The sequence below is a fragment of the Arenibaculum pallidiluteum genome, from assembly GCF_017355985.1.
Taxonomy (GTDB): Bacteria; Pseudomonadota; Alphaproteobacteria; order Azospirillales; family Azospirillaceae; genus Arenibaculum; species Arenibaculum pallidiluteum.
On record NZ_JAFIQU010000015.1, the window covers coordinates 118,693 to 144,538 of the forward strand.

The 25,846-nt window shown below is 72.3% G+C and carries 24 protein-coding genes; 15 read left to right on the forward strand and 9 right to left on the reverse strand.

From position 1 onward, the window contains the following. Window position 1: 1 nt before the first annotated feature. Together JUB13_RS23690 and JUB13_RS23695 are read left to right on the forward strand one after the other, a co-directional pair. On the forward strand, window positions 2-589 hold the full coding sequence (locus JUB13_RS23690) for a hypothetical protein (RefSeq protein WP_207483349.1): 588 nt from the start codon (window positions 2-4) through the stop codon (window positions 587-589). A 2-nt stretch (window positions 590-591) separates the two neighbouring features. After that, entirely contained in the window at window positions 592-1,482 is an 891-nt protein-coding gene (locus JUB13_RS23695) for a 3'-5' exonuclease (protein ID WP_207483352.1), read from the forward strand. Between the two features lie 19 nt (window positions 1,483-1,501). On the opposite strand, the gene JUB13_RS23700 is transcribed toward JUB13_RS23695, so the two are convergent. The 4 genes from JUB13_RS23700 to petA all read right to left on the reverse strand — a co-directional run bounded on the left by JUB13_RS23700 (window position 1,502) and on the right by petA (window position 6,405). Beyond that, window positions 1,502-3,526, reverse strand: a complete 2,025-nt coding sequence (locus JUB13_RS23700) for an FkbM family methyltransferase (RefSeq protein ID WP_207483354.1) — start codon at window positions 3,524-3,526, stop codon at window positions 1,502-1,504. A gap of 243 nt (window positions 3,527-3,769) precedes the next feature. Then, window positions 3,770-4,549 carry a cytochrome c1 gene (locus JUB13_RS23705; protein ID WP_207483356.1) on the reverse strand — a complete coding sequence of 260 codons (780 nt, stop codon included), beginning with the start codon at window positions 4,547-4,549 and terminating at the stop codon, window positions 3,770-3,772. Beyond that, window positions 4,549-5,811 (reverse strand): cytochrome b, encoded by a 1,263-nt coding sequence (locus JUB13_RS23710; protein ID WP_407928167.1) that lies wholly within the window; start codon window positions 5,809-5,811, stop codon window positions 4,549-4,551. Before JUB13_RS23710 ends, JUB13_RS23705 begins: the two co-directional genes overlap by 1 nt. 24 nt (window positions 5,812-5,835) lie before the next feature. Next, the gene (gene petA / locus JUB13_RS23715) at window positions 5,836-6,405 is read right to left on the reverse strand and encodes a ubiquinol-cytochrome c reductase iron-sulfur subunit (protein ID WP_207483360.1); all 570 of its coding nucleotides are present in this window, start codon (window positions 6,403-6,405) and stop codon (window positions 5,836-5,838) included. A 251-nt stretch (window positions 6,406-6,656) separates the two neighbouring features. Here petA and JUB13_RS23720 point away from each other — a divergent pair, with 251 nt between their 5' ends. The 6 genes from JUB13_RS23720 (at window position 6,657) to JUB13_RS23745 (ending at window position 12,452) form a co-directional block, all read left to right on the forward strand. After that, the gene (locus tag JUB13_RS23720; RefSeq protein ID WP_207483362.1) at window positions 6,657-7,130 is read left to right on the forward strand and encodes a tRNA (cytidine(34)-2'-O)-methyltransferase; all 474 of its coding nucleotides are present in this window, start codon (window positions 6,657-6,659) and stop codon (window positions 7,128-7,130) included. After that, window positions 7,127-8,005, forward strand: coding sequence for an oxygen-dependent coproporphyrinogen oxidase (gene hemF, locus JUB13_RS23725; RefSeq protein WP_207483364.1), 879 nt, complete (start codon window positions 7,127-7,129; stop codon window positions 8,003-8,005). The genes JUB13_RS23720 and hemF overlap by 4 nt, the downstream gene beginning before the upstream one ends. 204 nt (window positions 8,006-8,209) lie before the next feature. Then, the gene (locus JUB13_RS23730) at window positions 8,210-8,995 is read left to right on the forward strand and encodes a hypothetical protein (protein ID WP_207483366.1); all 786 of its coding nucleotides are present in this window, start codon (window positions 8,210-8,212) and stop codon (window positions 8,993-8,995) included. 82 nt (window positions 8,996-9,077) lie between these two features. After that, on the forward strand, window positions 9,078-10,058 hold the full coding sequence (locus tag JUB13_RS23735) for an MBL fold metallo-hydrolase (protein ID WP_207483368.1): 981 nt from the start codon (window positions 9,078-9,080) through the stop codon (window positions 10,056-10,058). Between the two features lie 183 nt (window positions 10,059-10,241). After that, entirely contained in the window at window positions 10,242-11,930 is a 1,689-nt protein-coding gene (locus JUB13_RS23740) for a methyl-accepting chemotaxis protein (RefSeq protein WP_236025180.1), read from the forward strand. A gap of 132 nt (window positions 11,931-12,062) precedes the next feature. Continuing rightward, on the forward strand, window positions 12,063-12,452 hold the full coding sequence (locus JUB13_RS23745) for a hypothetical protein (RefSeq protein WP_207483372.1): 390 nt from the start codon (window positions 12,063-12,065) through the stop codon (window positions 12,450-12,452). On the opposite strand, the gene JUB13_RS31880 is transcribed toward JUB13_RS23745, so the two are convergent. The 3 genes from JUB13_RS31880 to JUB13_RS23760 are packed head-to-tail and all read right to left on the reverse strand — an operon-like array spanning window position 12,440 to window position 14,825. Next, on the reverse strand, window positions 12,440-13,678 hold the full coding sequence (locus JUB13_RS31880) for a CCA tRNA nucleotidyltransferase (protein WP_328702995.1): 1,239 nt from the start codon (window positions 13,676-13,678) through the stop codon (window positions 12,440-12,442). The two genes, JUB13_RS23745 and JUB13_RS31880, sit on opposite strands and share 13 nt — an antisense overlap. Beyond that, window positions 13,675-14,262, reverse strand: a complete 588-nt coding sequence (locus tag JUB13_RS23755; protein ID WP_207483375.1) for an NUDIX hydrolase — start codon at window positions 14,260-14,262, stop codon at window positions 13,675-13,677. Before JUB13_RS23755 ends, JUB13_RS31880 begins: the two co-directional genes overlap by 4 nt. A gap of 29 nt (window positions 14,263-14,291) precedes the next feature. Further along, the gene (locus JUB13_RS23760) at window positions 14,292-14,825 is read right to left on the reverse strand and encodes a DUF1285 domain-containing protein (RefSeq protein ID WP_328702996.1); all 534 of its coding nucleotides are present in this window, start codon (window positions 14,823-14,825) and stop codon (window positions 14,292-14,294) included. Window positions 14,826-14,932: 107 nt separating this feature from the next. Between JUB13_RS23760 and JUB13_RS23765 the strand changes: the two genes are divergently transcribed. The 6 genes from JUB13_RS23765 (at window position 14,933) to JUB13_RS23790 (ending at window position 23,754) form a co-directional block, all read left to right on the forward strand. Continuing rightward, window positions 14,933-15,940 (forward strand): AAA family ATPase, encoded by a 1,008-nt coding sequence (locus JUB13_RS23765; RefSeq protein ID WP_207483379.1) that lies wholly within the window; start codon window positions 14,933-14,935, stop codon window positions 15,938-15,940. Window positions 15,941-15,956: 16 nt separating this feature from the next. Continuing rightward, entirely contained in the window at window positions 15,957-16,859 is a 903-nt protein-coding gene (locus JUB13_RS23770) for a DUF58 domain-containing protein (RefSeq protein WP_207483381.1), read from the forward strand. 4 nt (window positions 16,860-16,863) lie between these two features. Beyond that, window positions 16,864-19,617 (forward strand): DUF4159 domain-containing protein, encoded by a 2,754-nt coding sequence (locus JUB13_RS23775; protein WP_207483383.1) that lies wholly within the window; start codon window positions 16,864-16,866, stop codon window positions 19,615-19,617. Further along, window positions 19,614-21,674, forward strand: a complete 2,061-nt coding sequence (locus JUB13_RS23780; RefSeq protein WP_207483384.1) for a hypothetical protein — start codon at window positions 19,614-19,616, stop codon at window positions 21,672-21,674. The genes JUB13_RS23775 and JUB13_RS23780 overlap by 4 nt, the downstream gene beginning before the upstream one ends. Before the next feature lie 153 nt (window positions 21,675-21,827). Continuing rightward, on the forward strand, window positions 21,828-23,333 hold the full coding sequence (locus tag JUB13_RS23785) for an FAD-dependent monooxygenase (RefSeq protein ID WP_207483386.1): 1,506 nt from the start codon (window positions 21,828-21,830) through the stop codon (window positions 23,331-23,333). Between the two features lie 28 nt (window positions 23,334-23,361). Next, a complete protein-coding gene (locus tag JUB13_RS23790) occupies window positions 23,362-23,754 on the forward strand; it encodes a YkvA family protein (protein WP_207483388.1) in 393 nt (130 codons plus the stop codon). A gap of 770 nt (window positions 23,755-24,524) precedes the next feature. Here the strand turns inward: JUB13_RS23790 and JUB13_RS23795 are convergent. Then, the gene (locus tag JUB13_RS23795; RefSeq protein WP_207483390.1) at window positions 24,525-24,677 is read right to left on the reverse strand and encodes a hypothetical protein; all 153 of its coding nucleotides are present in this window, start codon (window positions 24,675-24,677) and stop codon (window positions 24,525-24,527) included. A 168-nt stretch (window positions 24,678-24,845) separates the two neighbouring features. Then, window positions 24,846-25,172 carry a c-type cytochrome gene (locus tag JUB13_RS23800; protein WP_207483392.1) on the reverse strand — a complete coding sequence of 109 codons (327 nt, stop codon included), beginning with the start codon at window positions 25,170-25,172 and terminating at the stop codon, window positions 24,846-24,848. 365 nt (window positions 25,173-25,537) lie between these two features. Between JUB13_RS23800 and JUB13_RS31560 the strand changes: the two genes are divergently transcribed. Next, on the forward strand, window positions 25,538-25,732 hold the full coding sequence (locus tag JUB13_RS31560; RefSeq protein WP_268914414.1) for a hypothetical protein: 195 nt from the start codon (window positions 25,538-25,540) through the stop codon (window positions 25,730-25,732). Window positions 25,733-25,846 lie beyond the last annotated feature (114 nt).

Below are 25,846 nucleotides of genomic sequence, written 5' to 3' on the forward strand. Positions count from 1 at the left end.
CTTGCTGCGGATCACGGTCGCCCGCGAGAGCGCAACGGATAGCGAGGTCATCGCGGAGATGGTCGTCGGCAAGCTCGCCGGCAGCGATCGGAGCGCCGGCTACGCGGCCTATATCAGCGAGGGGCCGTCGCGCTATTCCAACGGCGTCGAGGCCGCGGTCGTGGTCCGCCGCCACGCCCGGTTCCAGCCGGCCATGGCCCTGGTCGCCGCCGCGCTGGCGGCCTGGCAGGAGGGCCGGACCTCCCAGGCCGGCGAAGGGCTGCGCTCGCTCCTCCGGAATTCGTTCCGGCGGCGCGGCGCCCCGGCCGACTGGGAGGATCCGACCGGCCACCCCATCGAGATCGAAGTGCCCCCCGGGGTGGCAGCCGGGGTGGCCTCCGAGGCTGCGGCGGCGCCGGACGGCGCGGAGGCCGCCGCCGGCACGGCCGAGGCCAGGGCGCTGGCCGACGCGCTGGCCGCCATGGTGGCGGCGGGCCGGCCCCCTGGCCCCGCCGCGTTGCGCGCCGCCCGCGCGCTGATCGAGAACGAGGGCGACCCGGCCCTGGACGCGCTGGCGCGAGCCGTCGAGGCCGTCGCGCCGCGGAGCTAGGGATGCACGAGGATCTGGAAGCCGCCGCCCGCCGGATCGAGGCCAGCGGCCGCTACGTCGTCCTGCGCCGGTTCGAGCCGCAGCGGCGCTATCACGAGCATGATGGCTGCACGACCCGCACCGGGCTGATCATCGACACCGAGACGACCGGGTTGGAAGCCGAGGATCCCATCATCCAGCTCGCGCTCGTGGAGTTCCGCTACGGCGTCGAGTGCGGCCGCGTCTTCGACGTGCTCGGAAGCTGGTCCTGGTACGAGGATCCCGGCCGGCCGATTCCGCCCGAGGTGACGAGGCTGACCGGCATCACCGACGCCATGGTGCGCGGGCAGCGCATCGACGACGACGCGGTCGGGGCGATCCTGTCCCGGGCATCGCTCGTGATCGCGCACAATGCCGGCTTCGATCGGCCACGGGCCGAGGAGCGCATTCCCGCCTTCGAGGACAAGCCCTGGGCCTGCTCGCATGTCGAGATCCCCTGGTCCGACGAGGGCATCGCCTCCACCAAGCTCGACTACCTCGCCTACCGGCTCGGCTTCTTCCATGCCGCGCACCGCGCCGAGGACGACTGCCTCGCCCTTCTCCATCTTCTCGCCCAGCCGCTGCCGGAGAGCCGCCGGCTGGCCCTGTCCGCGCTGCTGGAGCGGGCGCGGCGCCCGACGGCGCGGGTCTGGGCGCTTGGCAGCCCCTACGAGCACCGGGCGCTGCTGAAGGCGCGCGGGTACCGCTGGTGCGACGGCCAGCGCGGCCGGGTCAAGTGCTGGTACCGCGATGTCGACGAGGACGAGGCGCGGGCCGAGCTGGACTGGCTGGCCCGCGAGGCCCGCTGCGAAGCCGCCCGCTCCGTCACCCTGACGGCCCTGACGCGTCACAGCGAGCGGGCCTTCCTGCTCTGAGCGCGGCCTGCCGCCCTCCCTAGACCTTGTCCTTGAAGAGCACCGGGCAGTTCCAGGGCAGGAAGGGCACGAGCTCGCCGACACGGATGTCGGGCCGCACGAACATGGCGGCGCGTTCGTTCAGCATTGCGGCGGCGAACGAGAACGAGCTGTTCGCGCAGGCAAGGACATCGCATTGCGACATCATCCAGAAGTCCACGTAGAACGGCGCGTCCTCCACGGTGACGTCGAGATCCCTGCTCGTGAGCGGATCGAACTCGGCGAAGTCAGGCGCGACCAGGTCGATGTCGTCGCTCGCGAGGTAGAGCACCGGCTTGTGCAGCCTCGGCCAGATCCTGCGCAGGAAGGCCAGGTACCACTCCGTCGGGGTCAGGTGGAAGAAGGCATAGCCATAGTCTCCGCGCCGGAGATGGCATGCGACGATGGTCTCGTCCCCGTCGAGGCGCGAGCGCCGCGCCCTCTCGAGGGCCGCCCGGATCTCCGGACCCGGGGTGAAGGTGCTTCGGAACAGATCCTTGTAGGGTGCATAGAAGCTGGTGTGGAACTGGAAGTAGCCCCAGATGTCGAAGTTCTCCCTGGGCTTCGACTGCAGCTCCGCGAGCAGGTCCGCCGGGCTCGTCGCCTGGATGTCCTGTCGCAGCACTGGATACTCTTCCCTGGGGCGCGGCGCCGAAAGGCCGAACAGCCGCTCGCCGATCCAGTCGGGGGCCTCGGCCACGGAGCCCTCCAGCCTTGCCGTCAGGGCCAGGAAGAAATACTGGAAGATCTGGTTCGCAAAGCGCCCGTTCGACCCCAGGGTCCGCATTGAGAGGCGCCGGCGCCGGATGTAGAGAGCGTCACCCCAGGCAGGATGGTAGGGCGTCGTCTCGCGGGCACGCTCGAAGCCGTGCGCATCGAGAAACGTATCGATCTCCTCGACCAGCGGGCAGCCGGCATAGACCTCTTCGTAGTTTATCTCGGTGACGATGGCCTCGAAGTGCCCCAGCAGATCTTCTGCGCCGCGCAGAACCAGCAGCTCGGCGCCCTGGGCGTCGATGGCCAGCACATTGAAACCTGACGGATTGATTCCGTTCCGCTCCAGGATCCGGGGCAGCGGACTGGCGTCGAGCTCGATCGTCGCGGTCTCGGTGATGCCGGGATAGATGCTGAGATGCTCCTTCAGCGGAAGCATCGAGCTGCTTTGCGACGAGCTCGTCCTGTGGAAGACGACCCGCTCCTCCCGGGACGAGACGAGGCCTTGTATGCAGGTCACGTCTCCATGCGAACCGAATCGCGCCCTGAGCTTTTCCGCGGTCGCGGGATCCCCCTCGACGAAGACGATCCTGGAGACGCCCGCCCGCTTGTAGTTGTCGTACTCCTCGCCGTGATGCGCGCCGACATGCACGACGCCCCTGGGGGCGATCCCGAAATCCCTGAACAGCTCGAAGTAATCGAACATGCCACGCTGCGTCCCCTGCACGAACTCGCGCAGCCTGGGCGCATAGGCCAGGAGCTCCACACGACCGGCCGGCGCGATCACCTCGTCGGGGCGATCGACGACCCGGAGCGCCTCCGCACCCGGCACGCATAGGAGATAGCCGCGGTCCGACAGGCCCTTCAGCGCGCGTGCCAGGTCGGCGTCGGCATCCGGGCCCAGGCTTCTGACGGCGATCTGCAGGACGTCGACGGCACGCCGCGCCAGCAGGTCCGACGCACCGGCGAGCAGGGATGGCTCATGCCCTGGAGCATCGATCTTCAGCAGGGAGACGCGGGAAATTCCCATTCTCCGGCAGTAGCCGTCCAGGAACGCCCGGGGCGGGGCGCCATCTGGCGTCCGGCCGTCCAGGAGCTGGGTAAGGATCGATACGCCGGACGAGATCGCGCGTGCGCGCCGACAGAATGTCCGGAGCCGGGCGGCGTCCATCTCGAATGCGTGGATCTCGCCCTCGGGGACCATGGGCGCGACGGCCTCGCTCCAGGCCCCGTCGCCGACCCCGATCTGGAACACGATGCCCGTCGGACGCAGGATGTGCGGCGAGACAAGGATCTCCGGCTGGCCAGTCAAGATTGGAGCCTCGCGCTGTGCGGGATGCGGGGAGCCGGACGGCGAGAAGGTGCGCCGGGTCCGTCTCGATCGGTACAGCAGATCGCGACTCGGGAGCAACGGCGCATTGCGACGGGCCGAGACATGGCCCGGCATCCCGCCGCAGCGCGCGGCCGCGGCGGAAAACGGCTTAGTCCCTGGCGGCCAATGAAAAAGGGGCGCCTCTCGGCGCCCCTCTTCGCAGTTCCGTCCCGGAGGCCGGGATCAGTGCACGTCGGCCCAGACCTTGCGCTTCACGGCGTACATCATGCCCGTGAAGACCAGCAGGAACAGGATCACCTTGATGCCCATCTGCTTGCGCGCCTCGAGGTTCGGCTCGGCCGCCCAGGTCAGGAAGGTGGCGACGTCGTGCGCCATCTGCTCGACCGTGGCGGGCGTGCCGTCGGCATAGGTCACGCCGTCGGGCTGCAGGATCGGCGGCATCCCCAGCAGGTGACCGGGGAAGTACTTGTTGTAGTACTGGCCGTCCGGCACGGTCACCTCGGCCGGAGCCTCCTCGTAGCCCGTCAGCAGCCCGTAGATGTACTTCTCGCCGCCGACGCGCGCCTTGGCCATCAGCGACAGGTCGGGCGGCAGCGCGCCGTTGTTGGAGGCGCGGGCGGCCTGGTCGTTCGGGAAGGGGCTCTTGAACCGGTCGGCCGCCACGGCCGGCCGCTGGAACATCTCGCCCTGGTCGTTCGGCCCCGCGGTCACCTCGTACTGGGCCGCGATCGCCTTCACCTCGTCCTCGTTGAAGCCGAGCTCGGCGAGGTTGCGGTACGACACCAGCCGCATGGAATGGCAGGCCGCGCAGACCTCCTTGTAGACCTGGAAGCCGCGCTGGGCGGATCCGCGGTCGAAGGTCCCGAAGATGCCTTCGTGGCTGAAGGACACCTCCGGCAGGTGGACCGCCTCGGCGGCCCGGGCGGAACCCGGGACGCCAAGGACGCCCGTGAGGCCCAGGGCCAGGCCCGCGGCGATGAACGCCGTCCTCATCGCACGCATCACGCCTTCTCCATGGGCTTGGCAGTGGCGCCGGCCGGGAAGCGGCCGCCGCCCTTCAGGACGGACTCGCTGATGCTGGCAGGCAGCGGCCGCGGACGCTCGATCTTGCCGATCAGCGGCGTCAGCACCAGGAAGTGCAGGAAGTAGTAGGCCGTCGCGAGCTGCCCGATCAGCACGTAGATGCCCTCGGGCGGCTGCGAGCCGATGTAGCCCAGCACCACGCAGTCGGCCATGAGGATGTAGTAGAAGGGCTTGTAGAGCGGCCGGAACTTGGTCGAGCGGACCTTGGAGGTGTCGAGCCAGGGCAGCACGAACAGCACCGCGATCGCACCGAACATCAGCAGCACGCCGCCGAGCTTGTCCGGCACCGCGCGCAGGATCGCGTAGAACGGCAGGAAGTACCATTCCGGCACGATGTGCGCGGGCGTCACCAGCGGGTTCGCCGGGATGTAGTTGTCGGGATGGCCGAGGTAGTTCGGGTTGAAGAACACGAAGGCCGCGAAGAAGATCAGGAAGATCCCCAGCGCGAAGCCGTCCTTCACCGTCAGGTACGGGTTGAACGGCACCGTGTCCTGCGGCCCCTTCGGCTCGATGCCCAGCGGGTTGTTCGAGCCCGTCACGTGCAGCGCCGCGACGTGCAGGATGACCACGCCCAGGATCACGAAGGGCAGCACGAAGTGCAGCGCGAAGAAGCGGTTGAGCGTGGGGTTGTCCACCGAGAAGCCGCCCCACAGCCAGGTCACGATCGGATCGCCGACGAAGGGGAAGGCCGAGAACAGGTTGGTGATGACGGTGGCGCCCCAGAAGCTCATCTGGCCCCAGGGAAGCACGTAGCCCATGAAGGCGGTCGCCATCATCAGCAGCAGGATGACGACGCCGATCATCCACAGCAGCTCGCGCGGGGTCTTGTAGGACCCGTAATACAGGCCGCGGAACATGTGAATGTACACCACGATGAAGAACATCGAGGCGCCGTTCATGTGGATGTAGCGCAGCAGCCAGCCGTAGTTCACGTCGCGCATGATGCGCTCGACGGACTCGAAGGCCATCGAGGTGTGCGCCGTGTAGTTCATCGCCAGGAAGATGCCCGTCACGATCATCGTGATCAGGACGACCATGGCCAGCGCGCCGAAGCTCCACCAGTAGTTGGCGTTCCTCGGCATCATGTATTCGTTGTACTCGTGGTGCATCATGGTAAAGATCGGCAGGCGCCGATCGATCCAGTTCACCACGGGATTCTTGAACTGCTGGGCAGCCATGATGGACTCCAGTCGGCCCCTGCGGACCTAGCCGAGGCGGATCGAGGTGTCGTCCAGGAACCGGTATTCCGGGACATGGAGGTTCGCCGGCGCCGGACCCCGGCGGATGCGGCCCGCCGTGTCGTAGTGCGAGCCGTGGCAGGGGCAGAACCACCCGCCGAAGTCACCCTTGGGATCGGTCGCCTTCTGGCCCAGCGGCACGCAGCCGAGATGCGTGCAGACGCCGACCATGACCAGCCATTCCGGCTTGATCACGCGCTGCTCGTCCGTCTGCGGGTCGCGCAGCTCGTTCACGTTCACGGCGCGGGCGGTCTGGATCTCCTCCTCGGTGCGCCGACGGACGAAGACCGGCTTGCCGCGCCAGGTCACCGTGATGGCCTGGCCGACCTGCACGGGCGACAGGTCGACGTCGATGGACGCCAGAGCCAGGGTGTCGGCCGCGGGGTTCATGCTGTCGATGAAGGGCCAGGCCACGGAAGCTGCGCCGACGGCGCCGACAGCCGCGGTGGCGAGATACAGGAAGTCGCGGCGCGTGGCGCCTTCGCTCCCGCTCGCCCCTTGGCCGGCCGGCCCGACCGGATGGGTGGTGTCCGACATACGCTCTCTCTCTGACTGCTCGGCCTGCCCGCCGGGGAGACAGCGGGAGACCAGTTGGATCCCTCGACCTGGACGACCGCTGCGGCCGCCGGGGCCGCACGCGCGTACAGCGCGGCCCGACCGTGTCTGCCGCGACCGGACGGGTATACAGTTCGTTCCAGACTCTGGAAAGAACTAGATTCATGGACAAAATGCCGCGCCCCCACGCTCGGACCTTGCCGCGGCATGGCCCTTGCTGGTAGGCACGGCGGATGGTGCCGGAGGCCCCACATCTGGCGCTCTACGAGCCCGACATCCCGCAGAACACCGGCGCCCTTATGCGCCTCGCGGCCTGCCTCGGCGTCCCGCTGCACGTGATCGAGCCCTGCGGCTTCGTGCTGGACGACCGGCGGCTGCGCCGGGCCGGCATGGATTACCTGGACGGGCTGGACCTGCGCCGCCATGCCTCCTGGACGCGCTTCGCCGCAGAGCCGCCGGGCCGCATCGTACTGCTGACCACCCGGGCGGCGATGCCCTATCTCGACTTCGCCTTCGCGCCAGGGGACGTGCTGCTGCTGGGCCGCGAGAGCGCGGGCGTGCCAGAAGCCGTGCATGCCGCGGCCGATGCGCGGGTCGCGATTCCCCTGCGTCCCGGCATGCGCTCGCTGAACGTTGCGCTGGCCGCCGCCATGGTGTTGGGTGAGGCCCTCCGCCAGACACGCCACGCCGCGCCGGAACGCCCATGACCGCAGACAGAGCTTCGACCGAAGAGGACCGCAAGGCACGCGCCAGCGCCTGGTTCGCCGAGCTCCGCGACCGGATCTGCGCGGCCTTCGAGCGGATTGAGGACGACCTGTCCGGCGGCCCCCACGGGCCCTTGGCGCCGGGCCGTTTCGAGCGCAAGGCCTGGACCCGGCCGGACCCGGAGGGCGGCGAGGGTGGCGGCGGCGTGATGTCGATCATGCGCGGCCGCGTCTTCGAGAAGGTCGGCGTGAACGTCTCGACCGTGCACGGCACCTTCAGCCCCGAGTTCCGCCAGCAGATCCCCGGCGCCGCCGAGACCGGCCGGTTCTGGGCTTCCGGGATCAGCCTCGTCGCCCATATGCGCTCGCCGCTGGTGCCCGCGGTGCACATGAACACGCGCCACATCGTGACCTCGACCGCCTGGTTCGGGGGCGGCGCCGACATGACCCCGGCCTTTCCCGACGCGGCGGATACGGCGGACTTCCACGCCGCGCTGAAGGCCGCCTGCGACCGGCACGACCCCGCCTACTACGCGCGCTTCAAGGACTGGTGCGACCGCTACTTCTTCCTGCCCCACCGCAACGAGCCGCGGGGGATCGGCGGCATCTTCTACGACAACCTCCAGGGCGACTGGGACGCCGATTTCGCCTTCACCCGCGACGTGGGCCTTGCCTTCCTGGACGTCTATCCACGCATCGTCCGGCGCCACATGGACGAGCCCTGGACGCAGGAACAGCGCGAGCACCTGCTGGTGCGCCGCGGCCGCTACGTCGAGTTCAACCTGCTCCACGACCGCGGCACGGTCTTCGGCCTCAGGACCGGCGGCAACGTCGAGGCGATCCTGATGTCGCTGCCGCCCGAGGTCCGCTGGCCCTGAACCCTGGCCCCGGGACGGCCCGCCCAGGATGGCCTCCCCGGGACGATCTGCCCGGGACCGGCTCCCGCCCCTCGGGCGGCCGCGGCGCCGATCGGACGCGCCCCTCCGGGCTCCCCCGTGCGCGCCGCCTGCGCACCCCCTGCCCGATCCCGTCGCGCGGCAGCGGCCGCTAGGGTCGCTGTGGGCAAGGGCCTGGAGAGGGGCATGGCGCGGCTGGACGTGCTCGGGACGGCGTGGAACGGATACCGATTCGCCTTCGGGAGCCTGCGCGGCATCCTGAGGCTGTGCTGGCCCTGGCTCGCCCTCGGCAGCCTGCTGGCCGCCGCCGGGATCGCGGCGCGGCCCGGTCTGGCGCTGCTGCCCGCGGTGCCCTATGCGATCGGCGCCAGCATCCTGTGGATCGCCACCCTGCGGATCGCACTGCTGGCCGAGCCGCCCGGGCGCGACGGCGCACTGCGCTTCGGCGGCCGCGAGCTCAGGACGCTGGGGATCTTCGCCGCGGCCTATCTCGCCTCGGCGGCGCCCTTCGCGGTCCAGCAGGCGATCGGCGGCCCAGGCGGCCTGGGCGCCGCGGTGGCGCTCTCGGCCTGCGGCCTCTATCTCGCGGTCCGGATGCTGCCGGCCAGCGCCGCCATCGCCATCGACCAGCCGGTTCCGAGCGCCCTGCGCCCGGCCTGGCGCATGACCCGGGGCAACGGGCTGCGGCTGGTCGCGACGCTGGCCCTGGCCCATCTCCCGCTTCAGCTCGCGGCCGGCGCCGTGGCGCACATGGCCGGCTGGCCCGGCGTCCTGCCAGGCGGGCCCGGCAGCGCACCGGCCGCGCCCGACGGCCTGCTGGCCCTGGCGTCGCCGCTGGCGCTCGGCCTGGCGCTCGGCTTCGTCTTCTTCGTGCAGGTCGCGCTCGCCGCCGCATGCCTCGGCCTCGCCTGCCAGGCGCTGGTGCCGACCAGCCTGCGCGGCGCCCCGGCCGCCAATGCGGCCTCATCTTGATCAGGGCGCCAGTGCGGCCGCCTCTTGATCCGGCGGCGCGCTGTCGCATTATCTCCCTTCGCCAGGAACGGGAGGAAACTTCATGAAGGACATCTCGCGTCGCGCCGCCCTCGCAGCCGCCGCTGCGGCCCCCGCCGCTGCGGCCATGGCCCAGCTCGCGCCCATGCCGGCGCTGGCCCAGCAGGCCGCTGCGCCCGGCGGCCAGGCCCCAGGCTTCTACCGGATCAAGGTCGGCGACCTCGTCGTCACCCGGATTCTGGACGGCCAGTTCCAGCGCCCGCTCCAGGGCTTCGTCAGGAACGCCCCCCAGCAGGAGGTCGAGGCGGCGCTGCGCGACGCCTACATGCCGACCGCGGCGCTGACGATCCCCATCACCTTCATGGCGGTCCAGGGCGGCGGCCGCACCGTGCTGGTCGACACCGGCACCGGCGGCAAGTCCGGCCCGACGGCCGCCCACGGTGCGCGCAACCTGGCCGCGGCCGGGATCGACCCGGCCCAGGTCGACGCGGTCGTCATCAGCCATTTCCACGGCGACCACATCGGCGGCCTGACCACGGCCGACGGCAAGGCAGTCTTCCCCCGGGCCGAGGTTTTCGTGCCGCAGGCCGAATACGGCTTCTGGATGGACGAGGGCGCCCTGTCCCGGGCACCCGAGGCCATGCAGGGCAACTTCCGGCTGGTGCGCGCCACCATGGCTGCCTATGGCGACCGCGTCCGGCGCCATGGCGCCGAGGCCGACGTCGCCGGCCTGCGCGCCATGGCGGCCGCCGGCCACACCCCCGGCCACACCACCTACACCGTGGCCTCGGGGAACCAGCAGCTCGTGATCCTGAGCGACACCACGAACCACCCCGCGCTCTTCGTCAGGAATCCCGGCTGGCACGCAGTCTTCGACATGGATGCGGCCCAGGCCGAGCAGAGCCGGCGCAGGCTGCTCGACCGCGTCGCCGCCGACCGGGCGATGGTGGTGGGATATCACTTTCCCTTCCCCGGAATCGGCCACATCCGCCAGCGCGAGCGGGGCTACGAGTTCGAGCCCGCCCAGTGGTCGAGCGAGCTCTGACCCAGTAGATTCTGGCCCGCTGAGATTTTGGCCCGTTGAGATCCTGGCCCGCGCGGGATGGTTCGCGCGGGCCGCCTCACGCGTGAGTGGAAGATCTCTCCTCGCTAGTAGCCTCTATATAGATTTTTAATAAAATCGTGACACTGCATCGCGCCTGAGAAGCACGCGAAGGTAGCGGTGTCGATGAACAATCTGCGCAACATCAGTATCAACCGGCGCCTCTGGGCCATGGCCCTCTTGGCTGTCGCGGGGTTACTTGCCGTCGCGTCGCTGGGTAGCTGGACGCTGCGCGACCAGCTCATGCAGGACCGCGCGCGGATGTCGCGGTCGGCGGTGGATTCCGCGATGAGCATTGTCGCGGCCTACGAGGACCGGGCACGCCGTGGCGAGCTGACCGCCGAGCAGGCGCAGACCTCCGCGCTCGCGGCTCTGCGGGCGATGCGGTTCGACGGCGGCGAATACGTCTGGGTCAACCGCCCCAACGGCGTCATGGTGATGCACCCGGTCCGCCCCGAGCTCGAGGGCAAGGACATGCTCGGCTTCAGGGATCCCGCCGGCACGTACATCTTCCGCGAGTTCGTGAAGGCCACGACCGAGACCGGCAGCGGTTTCGTGCCCTATGCCTGGCCGAAGCCGGGGTTCGACGAGCCCGTCGCCAAGATTTCCTTCGTCCGTCACTTCAAGGCATGGGACTGGATCGTCGGCTCGGGCATCTACCTCGACGACGTCCAGGCCGAGATGCGCGACGCCCTGCTGCAAGCGGGCCTCGGCATCCTCGCAACCACCATCGTGCTGGGCCTCTGCGTCTGGGCCGTGGCTCGCAGCCTTGCACGGCCGCTGCAGTCGCTCACGAGGACGATGCAGGACCTTGCCTCCGGCGACACGTCGGTCGTCCTCGCCGACCTCGACCGGCGCAACGAGCTCGGCGCCATGGCGCGCGCGGTCGAGGTGTTCCGCGTCGGCGCCATCGAACGCGCGAAGCTGGAAGCCCAGGCTCGCGAGGAGGCGGTCGCCCGCGCCCATCGGACGGCGGCCATCGAGGCGCTCGTCGACGAGTTCGACCAGGTCGTCCACGGACTGCTCCAGACCGTCGCTGTCGCGTGCCAGCGGTTCTCCGCGACGGCCCGGGACATGACAGCCCTGGCCAATGAGACGAACCTCCAGGCCAGCTCGGCCGCGACGGCGTCGGAGCAGACCTCCGCCAATGTCCAGACCGTCGCGGCCGCGGCCGAGGAGATGGCGAGTTCCATCGGAGAGATCGGACGCCAGGTCACCCGCTCCTCGGTGATCGCGGGCCAGGCCGTCGGCGAGGCCGAGCGGATCAATGCGGACATCGTGAGCCTCGACGAGGCCGCCCGCAGGATCGGCGACGTCATCGGCCTGATCCAGGACATCGCCTCGCAGACGAACCTTCTGGCGCTGAACGCCACGATCGAGGCCGCCCGCGCCGGCGAGGCCGGCAAGGGTTTCGCCGTCGTGGCCGGCGAGGTCAAGGCCTTGGCCGCCCAGACGGCGAAGGCGACCGAGGAGATCGCGGCCCAGGTCGGCTCGATCCAGCAGGCGACCGCCGGGACCGTCGGCGGCATCAGGGGAATCGGCGGCACCATCCAGTCCATGAACGAGATCTCCTCCACGGTGGCCGCAGCCATCGAGGAGCAGGGCGCAGCGACCCAGGAGATCAGCCGCAACGTCCAGGAGGCCGCAGCGGCGACCCGCGAGGTCTCTGCCGGCATCGGCGCGGTCACCCGCGCCGCGGACCAGACCGGATCCACCGCATCCCAGGTCCTCGCCTCGGCCGAGTCCCTGACGGCGGAGGCCGACCGCCTGCGCGCGGCCGTAAGCCGGTTCATCGCGGGCGTCAGGGCGGCCTGAAGCCGGGGCGGATCGGACGGCGCCGTCCGATCCGCCCCGGCTCGTGACCGGCCCCGGGATCTTCGCGGCCGCGGAACGGCCGGCTCCCGTGAGGGGTTGTGACCCGTGGGTCCACCCCTCACGGAGACCGAGATGGCAAAGAAGAAGGGCAAGAAGGCCGCGATTCCGAAGCGGATCGCCGGTATCAAGGTGCCGAAGGCGCTGCGCAAGTCCGGCATCCCGCTGGCGTCCATCATCGACTCGCCGACGGGGCGCGCCGTCCTCGCCGACGCGCTGATGCATGCCGCGCGAATCCTCTCGGATACGCGCCCGGCGCAGAATGCCGCCGCAGGCGCAGGCCACGCCATGCGCGATGCCGGCGAAGGCGCGACCGGGCTCCTGTCCGAGGCCGCGCAGAAGCTCGCTGCGGTGATCAGCCCGCAGGATGGACGGTCAGGGGGACGGCCGGAAGGACGTTCCGATGCTCGGCCCGACGGGGACGAGCCTCGCCATGGCGACCGCCCGCGCCGTCAGGAGGCCTGAGGCGCCGCGCCGCTGCCGAGGCGGCGCTCCAGCTCGGCGAGGCAGGCCGCGCGGTCCGGCCGGAAGTCGTTGTCGGTCCACCAGGCCTCGATCTCGCGCAGCACGCGGCCCAGCTCGGGACCCTGGGGCACCCCGCGGGCGATCAGGTCCCGCCCGGCGACCGGAAGGGAAACCGGCTCCCAGGCGGCCGCCCGGGCCAGTGCCTCAACGGGGTCGGCCGCGCCCGGCGCGGCGGCTGCGAGACGCAGCAGGTCCGCCACCGCGTCCCGCCCCATCGCATACAGGGCGCGGCGCAGGGCGCGCGGCTCCATGGCGGGATCCACCGCCACGGGCGGCTCGCACAGCAGGGCGAGGCGGTCCCGCTCGGCATTGGACAGCCTGATCCGCGCGGCAAGGGCGAGCGCCGCGTCCCGGCCGCCTTCCACCAGCGCTGCGAGGCGCAGCAGCGGATCCGAGGTTCGGGGCACGACCCCTTCCAGCCGGTCGATCCGCCGGGCCTCGGGCAGCAGCATCGCGACGATGCCGGCCTGGTCCATGAGGCGCCAGGTCGGCACAGGGTCCGGAGCCTCCAGCAGGCGCAGCGTCTCGGCCCGGACCCGCTCGCCCGAGAGGGTCGGCAGCAGGGGCGCCAGCCGGGCGCAGGTCTCCAGGCCCTCGGGATCCGGCTCGCCGCGGCCGTAATGGGCGTGGAAGCGGAAGAAGCGCAGAAGCCGCAGCACGTCCTCGCGGATGCGCCGCTCGGGCTCGCCGACGAAGCGGACGCGACCGGCCCGCGCGTCGGCAACCCCGTCGAAATAGTCGAAGAGCGAGCCGTCGGGGGCCAGCGACAGGGCGTTCATGGTGAAGTCGCGCCGCGCCGCGTCCTCCCGCCAGTCGCTGGTATAGGAGACGACGGCGCGGCGGCCGTCGGTCTCGACGTCGCGGCGCAGCGTCGTGATCTCGAAGGGGTGGTGCTCGACCACGGCGGTGACCGTCCCGTGCTCGATCCCCGTGGGAACCGCCCGGATGGACGAGGCGGCCAGCAGCTCCATCACACGCCCGGGCTCGGCGTCGGTAGCCATGTCGACATCGCGCAGCCGCCGCCGCAGCAGCGCGTCCCGCACGCATCCGCCGACGAAGCGGACCTCGGCCCCGCCGGCGGCCAGCGCGGCGAGGACCCGGCGCGCGGGCTCGGCCGTCATCGCCGGCGGCAGGTCGATGCGCAGCGGGGTGCCCTCGGCGCTCACGCCGCCGGCGCGCCGTCGAGGACGTCGCAGAGATTGACCAGCATCCCGGCCGTGGCGCCCCAGATATACCGCTCGCCGTAGGGGAAGGCGTAGAAGAAGCGCTCGACCCCGCCGAGGTTCCGGCTCTCGCGGCGGCGGTTGGCGGGGTCCAGGAAGAAGGCCAGCGGGACCTCGAAGACCTCGGCGACCTCGAAGGGGTCGGGGTTCAGGGCGAAGGGCGGCTCGACTAGACCCACCACCGGCGTCACGCGGAAGCCCGTGCGCGTCACGTAGGTGTCCAGGCAGCCCAGGACCGTGACCCGGGCGGCCTCCAGGCCGATCTCCTCGTTCGTCTCGCGCAGGGCGCATGCGATCTCGTCGCTGTCGCACTCCTCCAGCCCGCCGCCGGGGAAGCTGATCTGCCCCGCATGCGCGGCCAGATGGGCGGTGCGCTGGGTGAAGATCAGCGTGACGCCCTCCGCGCGGTCGACCAGGGGCACCAGCACCGAGGCCGGGCGCAGCACCGGCCGCATGGGCTCCATGCTGGGATTCAGGTCCTGGTCCCCCCGCAGCCCGGGGCGGCGGTCCGGATGCCGCAGGGCCATCTCGAGCCTCCGGCGGAGATCCCGCCCGTTCAATCCTCCGTGAAGCGACCCAGCGTGAACCACGTTCCCCTGCTCCAAATCCCGACCTCTGTCCCGGCTCCGTCCTGCCTGCGCTCGCCCCGTTCGACCAGCTCGTAGAAGACAGGACGGGCGATCCTGGCCTCCAGCCCACGCCCGATGCCTATGTAGGGCCGCGGCTCGCCGGTTTCAGGATCCTGGTCGACACCGAGCGGATGATCCGGCCCGGCGACGACAGTTTGGTCCAGGTTCGTCCGGAAGACGAGGGCCTGATGCCCGTCCTCGTTGTGGAATTCGACGGCCACGGCCACGAACGGCAGGTCGTCGACCTCGATGCGTCCGCGCTCGTAGGGGGTCGCGAGCCAGTACCCGCCCGCCTCGTCGCGGCTCAGCACGCCGGCGAAGAGACGGACCAGCTCCATGCGCCGGATCGGCCCGCCCTCGTGGAACCAAGTCCCGTCACGGCCTATCCTTATGGGGTAGCGTTGTTCTTCTGCGTTCGGGCCCGGCATTTTCTCCTGCGCTCGCGGCTTGCTTTCCGGCATCGAGCATCCGACTGTCATGGTGGGCGAGACGCATTTTCGCCACACTGGCCTAACATAGGTCGCTCCTGCGCCGCCTTGAACAGCCGCCATCCGGGAGAGCGTTCCCCGTGACCTTCTCAGAGCAGACCACCGAAAACCCCGCCCAGCTCCTGTCCGAGGTGGAGGCGCTCGGCTCCCGCCTCGCCCGCGTCCGGTCGAGCATCGGCCGCGTGATCTTCGGCCAGCAGGAGGTGATCGACCAGTCCTTGATCACGCTGCTCGCGGGGGGCCACGTCCTGCTGATCGGCGTGCCGGGCCTCGCCAAGACCCGGCTGGTCGAGACGCTGGGCGTCGTGCTCGGCCTCGCCGAGAAGCGCATCCAGTGCACGCCCGACCTGATGCCCGCCGACATCCTGGGATCCGAGGTCCTGGAGGAGGACGAGGGCGGCCGCCGCGGATTCCGCTTCATTCCCGGCCCGGTCTTCAGCCAGCTCCTGATGGCGGACGAGATCAACCGCGCCAGCCCCCGGACCCAGTCGGCGCTGCTCCAGGCCATGCAGGAGCGCCGCGTCTCCGTCGCCGGGCACTACCATGCCCTGCCGCAGCCCTTCCATGTGCTGGCGACACAGAACCCGCTGGAGCAGGAGGGCACCTACCCCCTGCCCGAGGCGCAGCTCGACCGCTTCCTGCTGCAGATCGACGTTGGCTATCCCGACCTCGAGGCCGAGCGGCGCATGCTGGTGGCCACGACCGGCATCCAGGCCGAGGAATCCATCGCCGTCATGAGCCCCGAGGACCTGCTTGCGGCACAGCGGCTGATCCGCCGCATCCCGGTGGGCGAGAGTGTCGTCGAGGGGATCCTCGCCCTGGTGCGGTCCGGCCGGCCCGAGACGACCTCGCTGGCCGAGGTGCGCTCGCACGTCGCCTGGGGCCCGGGGCCGCGGGCGAGCCAGGCGCTGATGCTGGCCGCCAAGGCGCGCGCCGTGATGGAAGGGCGCCTGTCGCCCTCGCTGGACGACGTGCTGGCGCTGGCCGGCCCCGTGCTGCGGCACCGCATGGCGCTGAACTTCGGCGCCCGCGCCGAGGGCGTGACCCTCGACGACGTGATCGGCCGCATCTGCGCGCCCCTGTCCTGAGGACGCAACGCCCCGCATGAGCCAGACCCCGGCCCCGGTCGCCGCCGAAGCCCTCCGCGCCCAGCAGCGCGCAGAGGCGCTCTCCTCGGCCCTTCCCCCGCTGCTGGTGGCGGCGGAGCGGGTCGCCGCGACTGTAGCCCAGGGCGTCCACGGCCGGCGCCGCGTCGGCACCGGCGAGACCTTCTGGCAGTACCGGCGCTACGAGCCCGGCGACGCCAGCACCATGATCGACTGGCGCCAATCAGCGAAGACCCAGCGCGTCTTCGTGCGCGAGAACGAGTGGGAGGCCGCCCAGACCGCCTGGCTGTGGTCCGATGCCTCGCCTTCCATGGACTGGCGCTCCGACCGCGGGCTGCCGACGAAGCGCGAGCGCGCCGAGCTGCTGGTGATGGCGCTGGCCGTCCTGCTCGCGCGGGGCGGCGAGCGCGTGGCGCTGCTGGGCGGCGGGCAGCCGCCGGGCACCAACCGCTTCGCCCTTGCCCGCATGGCGATGACGCTGTCAGGCCCGGGCCTGGGCGGCGACGGGCTGCCCAGCCCGGCCCCGCTGCCGCGCCATGCCATGCTGATGCTGGCCGGCGACCTGCTCTCCCCCCTGCCCGACATCCACCGCGTGGTCTCCAGCTTCGCGGCGCGTGGCCTGCGCGGACACCTTCTGCAGGTGCTCGATCCGGCCGAGGAGACGCTGCCCTATGACGGGCGGGTCGAGTTCGCCGGGCTCGAGGGCGAGGAGGACCTGCTGGTCCCCCGGGTCGAGGCCGTGCGGGCGGCCTATCGCGAGCGGCTCGAGGCGCACCGCGCGGGACTTGCGGCACTGGCCCGCGCAGCCGGCTGGAGCTACGCCGTGCACCGCACCGACCGGCCGCCCCAATCGGCCCTCCTGGCCCTCTATGGCGCCGTCTCCCAGCAGCCGGTGGGGTGAGAAGATGCTGTCGCTCGGCCCCCTCGCCTTCATGGCACCCTGGGTCCTCGCGGCCCTGCTGGTGCTTCCCGTGCTCTGGTGGCTGCTGCGGCTGACCCCGCCGAGCCCGCGGGTGATCCGCTTCCCGGCGATCCGCCTGCTGCGCGACCTGATCTCGCGCGAGGAGACGCCTGCGCGCACGCCCTGGTGGCTGCTGCTGCTGCGCCTGGTGCTGGCGGGGATCGCCATCCTCGCGCTGGCCCAGCCGGTCCTGAACCCGCGCACGGCGCCGCCCGGCACCGGGCCGCTGGTGCTGGTGGTGGACAACGGCTGGGGCTCGGGTCGCGACTGGCCGGCGCGCCAGCGCACTCTGGGCGACCTGCTGGACGGCGCCGACCGGGCCGGGCGGCCCGTCGTGCTGGTGCCCACCGCGGCCGCCCCGGGCGGCGAGCCGCCCGGGGCGATCGGCCCCGTGCGGGCGGGCGAGGCGCGGCGCCTGGCGCAGACGCTGGAGCCGCGGCCCTGGCCCTCGGATCGCCGCGCCGCCCTGGAGAGCATCCGCAAATTGCAGCTTCAGGGCTCGGCCTATGCGGTGTGGCTCAGCGACGGGCTCGACGGGCCCGAGGCGGCCGAGCTGGCCGAGACGCTGCAGCGGCTGGGCGGGGCCGAGGTGCTGGCCGAGGCCGCCGGGGGCCTGCCGCGCCTGCTGCTGCCCCCCTCGGTCGAGGGCGCGGGCCTGACCGCGCGCGTCCTGCGTGCGGCTCCCGGCCCGTCCGAGCCGGTCACGGTGCGCGCCGCGGGCGGCGACGGACGTATCCTGGCGCGCGAGACCGCGGCCTTCGGCGAGGGCCGCAAGGACGCCGAGCTGCGCCTGGAGCTGCCGGCCGAGCTGCGCAACGAGGTCGCGCGCCTGAGCATCGAGGGAGAGAGCACCGCCGGCGGCACCGTCCTGCTGGACGAGCGCTGGCGCCGCCGCCCGGTCGGCCTGGTCGCCGGTCGGTCCGAGGGTTCGGACCAGCCTCTGCTCAACGACCTCTACTATCTCGACCGCGCGCTCTCTCCCTTCAGCGAGGTCCGGCGCGGAACGGTCGGCGACCTGCTGGGCCGCGACCTGTCCGTGCTGATCCTGGCCGATGTCGGCGCGCTGACCGACACCGAGGCCGACCGGATCGAGGCCTGGGTCAGGCGTGGCGGCGTGCTGGTCCGCTTCGCGGGGCCGCGGCTCGCGCAGCACGCCGACAGGCTGGTTCCCGCGCGGCTGCGCGTCGGCGACCGCACGCTGGGTGGCGCCCTGTCCTGGAGCAATCCGCTGCCCCTGGCCCCCTTCCCCGAGCAGAGCCCCTTCGCGGGGCTGCCGGTCCCCCCGGACGTGACGGTGGCCCGTCAGGTGCTGGCCGAGCCCACCCTGGAACTGGCCGAGCGCACCTGGGCGCGGTTGTCCGACGGCACGCCCCTGGTCACCGCCGCGCGCGAGGGCGAGGGCCGGATCGTGCTGGTCCACACCACCGCCAATCCGGACTGGTCGAACCTGGCGCTGTCGGGGCTCTTCGTGCAGATGCTCCAGCGCGTGACCGCCCTCAGCGCCGGCGTCGCCGAGGGCGTGGGCAGCGGCACGCTGGAGCCGGTCGAGGTGCTCGACGGGCTCGGGCGGCTGATCCCGCCGCCCAGCACCGTATTCCCCCTGCCGGCCCGCGAGTTCGGTCCGGATGCTCTGGGGCCGCGGCATCCTCCCGGCTTCTACGGCACGGACGAAGCGCGCCGGGCCCTGAACCTGACGACGAAGGTGACGACCTTGGACATGCTGCGCGGGCTGCCGGCTGGCGTCTCCCGCACCGGCTATGCCGAGCGGGGCGAGACGCCGCTTCAGCCCTGGCTGCTCGGGATCGCGCTGGCGCTCGCCGTGTTCGACCTGGTGCTGGCGCTGCTGCTGCGCGGCCTTCTCGGCGGCAGCCGGGTGCGGGCGCGCCGCCCGGCGACGAAGGCCACGACCGCGGCGAGCACCGCGGCGGCGCTGGCCCTGCTGGCGCTGCCGATGGTCCTTTCCGGCGAGGCCCGCGCCCAGGACCCCGAGGCCTTCGCCAGCAAGGCGGCCGGCGCCACCTGGCTGGGCTATGTCGTGACCGGCGACGGCGCCCTGGACGAGATGACGCGCGCCGGGCTCGAAGGGCTCAGCCGCGTCCTGAACCAGCGCACGGCGGCCGAGACCGCCGGCGCCATGGCGGTCAACCTGGAGCTGGACGAGCTCAACCTCTTCCCGCTGCTGTACTGGGCGGTCTCGCCGAGCCAGCCGCGGCCCTCGGACGACGCGATCAGCCGGCTCAACGCCTATCTGCGCAATGGCGGGATGATCCTGTTCGACACGCGCGACGGCCGCTTCGGCGCCGGCGGCGGCCCCGGCGGCGACCGCCTGCAGGAATTGGTCGAGGGCCTCGACGTCCCGGCGCTGGCCCCTGCCCCGCCCGAGCACGTGCTGACCAAGAGCTTCTACCTGCTGCAGGACTTCCCCGGCCGCTATGCCGGCGGCGAGGTCTGGGTCGAGGCGCGCGAGGGCCGCATCAACGACGGCGTGACCTCGGTGGTGGTCGGCGGCAACGACTGGGCCGGCGCCTGGGCCGTCGACGGCAGCGGCCGGCCGCTGAACGCCGTGGTTCCCGGCGGGGAGCGCCAGCGCGAGATGGCCTACCGGTTCGGCGTGAACCTCGTGATGTACGTGCTGACCGGCAACTACAAGGCCGATCAGGTCCATGTCCCCGCGATCCTGGAGCGGCTCGGCCAATGAACGGAACCACCGTCGCCTTCGCGCCGCTGCTGCCCTGGGCGATCCTGGCGCCGCTGCTGGGGCTGGCGGCGCTGGCGGTGCTGCTGGCGCTGTTCCGGCGGGCGCGGGGCACCTGGTGGCGCGCGCTGGCCCTTGCGGCGCTGGCGCTGGCGCTGGTGAACCCCTCGCTGATCAGCGAGCGACGCGAGCCCATCAAGGACGTGGCCGTGGTCCTGGTGGACGAGAGCCCGAGCCAGAAGGTCGGCGACCGCGCGGCAAGGGCCGAGAAGGCGCTGGCCGACATCCAGGCGCGCCTGGCCGGGCAGGACGACCTGGAGCTTCGGGTCGCCCGGGTCGGCGGCGCCGATGCCTCGCTGACCGAGACCAGGATGTTCGAGGCGCTGGACCGCGCCACATCGGACGTGCCGCGCCGGCGCCTCGCGGGTGCCGTGCTGATCACCGACGGCCAGGTCCACGACGTCCCCGGGGAGCCGCCCCGCGACCGCGGCCCCATCCATACCCTGCTGACCGGCACGCGCGAGGAGGCCGACCGGCGCATCGCCGTCGTGCAGGCGCCGGGCTTCGGGATCGTCGGCAAGGAGGTCGTGATCACCGTGCGGGTGGACGACATGCCCGCCGCCCAGGGGCCCGAGGCGGTGCTGACCGTGCGCCAGGACGGCGGCACGCCGAGGCCGCTGCGCGTGCCCGTCGGCCAGGACCAGCAGCTCACCTTCACCGTCGAGCACGGCGGGCAGAACGTCTTCGAATTCGAGGTGCAGCAGGCGCCCAGCGAGCTGACCATGGCCAACAACCGCGCGGCGGTGGTCGTCAACGGCGTGCGCGACCGGCTGCGCGTGCTGCTCGTCTCGGGCGAGCCCCATGCCGGCGAGCGCACCTGGCGCAACCTGCTGAAGGCCGATCCCGCGGTCGACCTCGTGCATTTCACGATCCTGCGCCCGCCCGAGAAGCAGGACGGCACGCCCGTGCGCGAGCTGAGCCTGATCGCCTTCCCGATCCGCGAGCTGTTCGAGGTCAAGCTCTCGGAGTTCGACCTCGTGATCTTCGACCGCTACCAGCGGCGCGGCGTCCTGCCGAACCTCTATCTCGGCAACATCGCGGAATATGTGCGCAATGGCGGTGCCCTGCTGGAAGCCGGCGGGCCGAGCTTCGCGACCCCCCTTTCCCTCTTCCGCACGCCGCTGGGCGAGGTGCTCCCGGGAGAGCCGACCGGGCAGGTGATCGAGGAGGGCTTCCGTCCCGTGGTCAGCGGCGTCGGCCGGCGCCATCCCGTCACCGCGGGCCTGCCCGGCGACAGCCCCGACGGGCAGCCGAGCTGGGGCCGCTGGCTGCGCCAGGTCGAGGTGATCGCCGACCGCGGGCAGGTGGTGATGGAGGGCGCCGAGGGGCGGCCGCTGATGATCCTCGACCGCGTCGGCAAGGGACGCGTCGCCCAGCTGATGTCGGACCATGTCTGGCTGTGGTCGCGCGGCTTCGAGGGTGGCGGCCCCCAGGCCGAGCTTCTGAGGCGCCTCGCCCACTGGCTGATGAAGGAGCCGGAGCTCGAGGAGAACGACCTGCGGGCCAAGGTGGACGGCAACCGGATCACCATCGAGCGCAGGTCCCTGCAGCCCGACCCGCGCGGGATCGAGCTGACGACGCCGTCCGGCCGGACCGAGGCCGTCGCCCTGCAGGACAACGGGTCCGGGGCGGACGTGGCCACCGTGCTGGCGCAGGAGCCCGGCATCTACCGCGTCACCGACGGCGAGCGCACGGCCCTGGCCGTGGTGGGCGCCGCCAACCCGCCGGAGCTCGCCGACATGCGCACCACCGAGGAGCGCATGCGCCCGGTGGCCGAGGCCACGGGAGGCGGCATGCTGTGGCTTGCCGACCTGTCGGGCCTCGACATCCGCCGCACGCGCCCGGACCGCGACCAGTCCGGCCGGAGCTGGATCGGCCTGCGCGCCAATGGCGATCACGTGGTGACGGGGATCTCCGAAACGCCGCTGGTCCCCGGGGGCCTGGTGCTGCTGCTCGTCCTGGGCGGGCTGCTCGCGGCCTGGCGGCGCGAAGGCCGCTGAACGCGCGGCCCGGGCGCCGAAGGCACGGCCCCCAGCGCCCGATGCCGCGCCTTCGCCTTGGGCCGCGGGCACGAAGACGGAGCGATCCGGAACACCCGCCCGGCCCGTCCGTTGTCCGTGCAAGCCTTGGCGGAACATCCGGAGGCCCACTCCATGGGCAGGGTCCTGATCGTCGGCGGCGGGCTGGTCGCGCTGGCGCTCTCCGTGATCCTCGCGCGGTACCGGGTGCCGGCCACCATCCTCACCCGCGACCCCGCGCGGCCCCACAACTCCGCGGGCAACTCCTCGGGCGGCTTCGCCTGGCTGCCTCCCGGGCTCGACCTGCTCGACTGGCTCGGCCTCGCCGAGGGCTTCGTCCGGCAGGGAAGCTGGCGCAGCGGACACGAGCTCTGGTCCGGCGGCCGGCGGCGCCTGGTGCTGCCCTATGCGCGGCCGGACACGCCGCACGGCCAGGCGCTCGACCTGCCGGAGCACCAGGCCGAGGCGCTGCTGGAAGCCGCGGCGCTGGCGACCGGCCTAGTGGAGATCCGGCGCGGGCACGCCCCCGCCGCCCTGCTGTCCTGGGACGGAGAGGCCGGGCTGCGCGTCCGCGGCCCCGAGGGCGAGTACGAGATCGCGGCGGACTACGCGGTCGCCTGCGGTCCGGAAGGCGCGGTGCTGCGCGACTGGCTGGGCATTCCGGTCGAGATCGACGACCTCGGCGTGGACGCCCTGGCGGCGGACCTGGAGACCACCGAGGACCAGCCCCTGGGCCGCTCGCGCCTGGTGCTCGACTGCGTGCGGCCCCATGCGTTCTTCCCCTTCGCCGCGCGCCGTATCCGCTTCCTGACCAGCGTGAACCCTGGCGAGAAGGTAGGCTTCTCGGTGGCGCCGCAGCGCATGGCCGTGCTGGTGCGTGCGCTGCGCCCCGACATTGCCGTCCGGCGGGTGCTCTGGAGCCACCCGGCGCGCCAGCGCGCGCTGCACAGCCGGCGCTTCCGGCGCGGTCGTTGGCTGCTGGCGGGCGAGGCCGCCAATACGATCGACGCGGCGGGGGGCGCCCATCAGCAGTTCGGGCTCATGGGCGCCTGGCGCCTGGGGTGGCGGCTCGCCCTTGCGGCCCAGGGCCACGCCCGGGGATCGGCGCTGCTGGACGACTACGACCGCGAGCAGCGCGCCACGACGGAAGCCGTGCGCCGCGGCGCCTTCCCGGACCTTCCGGATCTCGGCCTGCGCAGCCGGGCCAGCGTGGCGGTGCGCACGCTCGTGCTGGGCATCGCCGACCGCCTGCCCTTCCTGGCGCGCCGCCTGGCCGAGGCGACGGCGCTGGAATCCCGCACCCTGCCCATGGCGGGATCCGCGGACCGGCCCTATGACGGGCCCTGGCGGATGCCGGGCCGCATAGGTCCCTGGCGCGGCGGCGCACGCCTGCCCGCGGCGGCCTTCGCGGGCGTGCCCCCCGGCAATGCCGAGATCGGGCTGCGCCACCTGATCCTGCCGGTGGGGCAGTGCGATCCCGCCCAGGAGGCCTCGCTTGCCCGGGCGCTGCGCGACCGGCTGCAGGTGCCCGGCATCGCCGTCGACGCCGGAGCCGACGCGCCGTGGCGCGTGCGCGGCGGCCCACCGGCCCTGGCCCTGATCCGCCCGGACCGGCGGGTGGTGGCGCTCTATTCGGTCTGACGCCTTGAAGGCGAATCCTGGAGGCGGGATGAGCGGTCCGCTTGAACAGCTGCGCCGCTGGGCCGCCTTGGTCCGGCGCGACACCATTGCCCTCTGGCTCGCGGCGCGCGACCCGCGGGTGCCGCTGCCGGCGAAGGTCGCGGCCGCGCTGGTGGCCGCCTATGCCCTGTCGCCCATCGACCTGATTCCCGACTTCGTTCCGGTCCTGGGCTATCTCGACGACCTGCTGATCGTTCCGCTCGGCATCGCCCTGGCCGTGCGGCTCGTGCCGCCCCTGCTGATGGCCGAGTTCCGGACCGAGGCCATGCGCCGCGCGGAACGGCCGGTCAGCCGGGCCGGCGCGGCCGCCATCATCGCGGCCTGGCTGGCCGCGGCAGCGCTCATCCTCTGGGCGCTCTGGCCCTCCGGTACCGCCGCCTGATCGCCAGCAGCCCCGCGAGGGCAGCGGTCAGCGTCAGCAGCAACGGGACCGGCTCGGCGATGACCACCGGCCCCGCGGTCCCGTCCAACGGGGCCGCGGGGCCGCCGTCGCTCCCCGCTCCCGATCCGGGACGAAGGGGATCCCGGCTCCCGGCCGGCCATCCGCTGCCGGGCGCTCCCGGCGCCGCCCAGGCCGGCGGCGTCCAGACGACCGGCCCAAGCAGGGCTGCCGGCAGTCCCGCGGGAATGTCGGGGAGATCGCCGGTCGAAGCATGCGCGGGGACATCCGCGGGCGCTCCAGAGGACAGATCCCCGGGCATTCCGCCGGGCCCGCCGGGAGACGGCCCCGGCGCCGGATCCGCAGGATCCGGACGGCTCGCGCCGCCGACGGAACGCGGCGAAACCGTCGGCGGCGCGGCGGTCTGCCCGGGCAGCGGCGCCAGAGATCGGTCGCCGCCCGTCCACCAGCCCTGGGCGATGCCGGCCCCGGGTCCCGCGGACAGGGCGGCGCCCAGGGTCCCGGCGAAGGGATCCAGGGGAGGCGGCAAGGCGATCCCCGGGGCGGCGACGCTCCCGGATTCAGCGGCGGGACCTCGTGGAACGGCATCCGGCACGCCTCTGCCTCGGGAATCGGGCGCGCCTTCGAGGACAGCCGTCATCTCCGCGGCGTCTGGCCAGCCCGCGCCCGGCCTCGGCAGGGCTCCCGGGAGTGCCTCGGGCAGCGCCAGCCCGGCCTGCACCCGGAAATTTGGCTGGAACGCTCCTTCGTTCTCAGCGTCGGCGGCAGCGTCGACTTCGCCAGCCCCCATCGGGCGGGGGCGCGACGGTGCCCGGCATGTGGGACGGGCCGCCCGCCCCCGGCAGGACCGCGCCGCCCACGACGATCGACAGGCGGACCAGGAGGTGCTTGGGATCGACGATCATGGCACCACCTCCACGGGAGCATCACGCCGACGCTTTCTACCGTGGCTGCATAGGGTCGGGGGAGCGGCGGCGATGAGCTACCCCGGAATTCGCTCGAATGCCGCGTATCTGTCTGGACCGCCGGAAACCACCATCCCGTGCGCGCCCCAGGCGCTGCGCCGTGCGCTCCTAGCGCTGCACCGACCGCAGATAGGCGAGCAGCGCCTCCACATCCTCGGGGCTGAACTCGAATTCCGGCATCTTCACGTTGGGGTGGACGACCAGGATCCCTTCCGCAAGGGATTCGGCCAGGTTCTCGACGGGGTAGCGTTCGGAGAGCCGGCTGAAGGGCAGCGCGTCGCCCACCGGGCTCGGCCCGGCGCCCGCGATGGCGTGGCAGGAGGCGCAGTGCTGCTCGGCCAGGGCCCTGCCCTGCGCCTCCTGCGTGTCTGCGGATGCCCGGGCCGGGAGAACCGGCAGGATGCCGGCGAGCAGCAGGATTGCCAGACGGCGCATCGGCTCCCCCTTCGAGCGCGTACCGCTTGTGGTCCGGGACCGTGGGGAGAATGCCGCAGGACGCCGCCGACGGAAAGCCGGCGCCATCGGATGTCTCAGGCAGTCGCCGCCGACCTGCGGGATCTGCTGCATGGGAGATCTCCCTGCGCGGCCGGCACCGCCGAAAACGGTAACCCTGCGGCGAGTCGGACCCATTAAGCTGTCGTGCTTCCAGGTCCCGACCGCACAGGAGACGGCACCGCATGCACCATGCCCCGCTGATCGGCACCACGGCCGGAATGGGCGCCTCGCTTCTCTGAGGCTGAAGCATCCCCGCTGGCCTGATCTTCGGGCTGTCCCTCTCGGTCGCCAGCACCGTCGTCCTGCTGCGCGCCCTGGAAAGCCGCGGCGCGCTCGACAGCCTCGACGGGCGCATCGCGGTGGGCTGGCTGGTCGTCGAGGACCTCGCCATGGTGATCGCACTGGTGCTGCTCCCCGCCGTCGCGGGATCCGAGGAAGCGGGCTGCCCTGGCGCGACCTCGCCCCGACGATCGCCAAGGTGGCGGTCTTCGCCGCCGTGATGCTGGTGATCGGGCGCCGGAGCGGTTCCGCGCCGAGGCGCAGGTGGGGGGCGGCCTGGACGCGCTGGGCTCGTCGACCCGCGCGCCGGGGTTGCGGCCGCACCGCGACGGGGA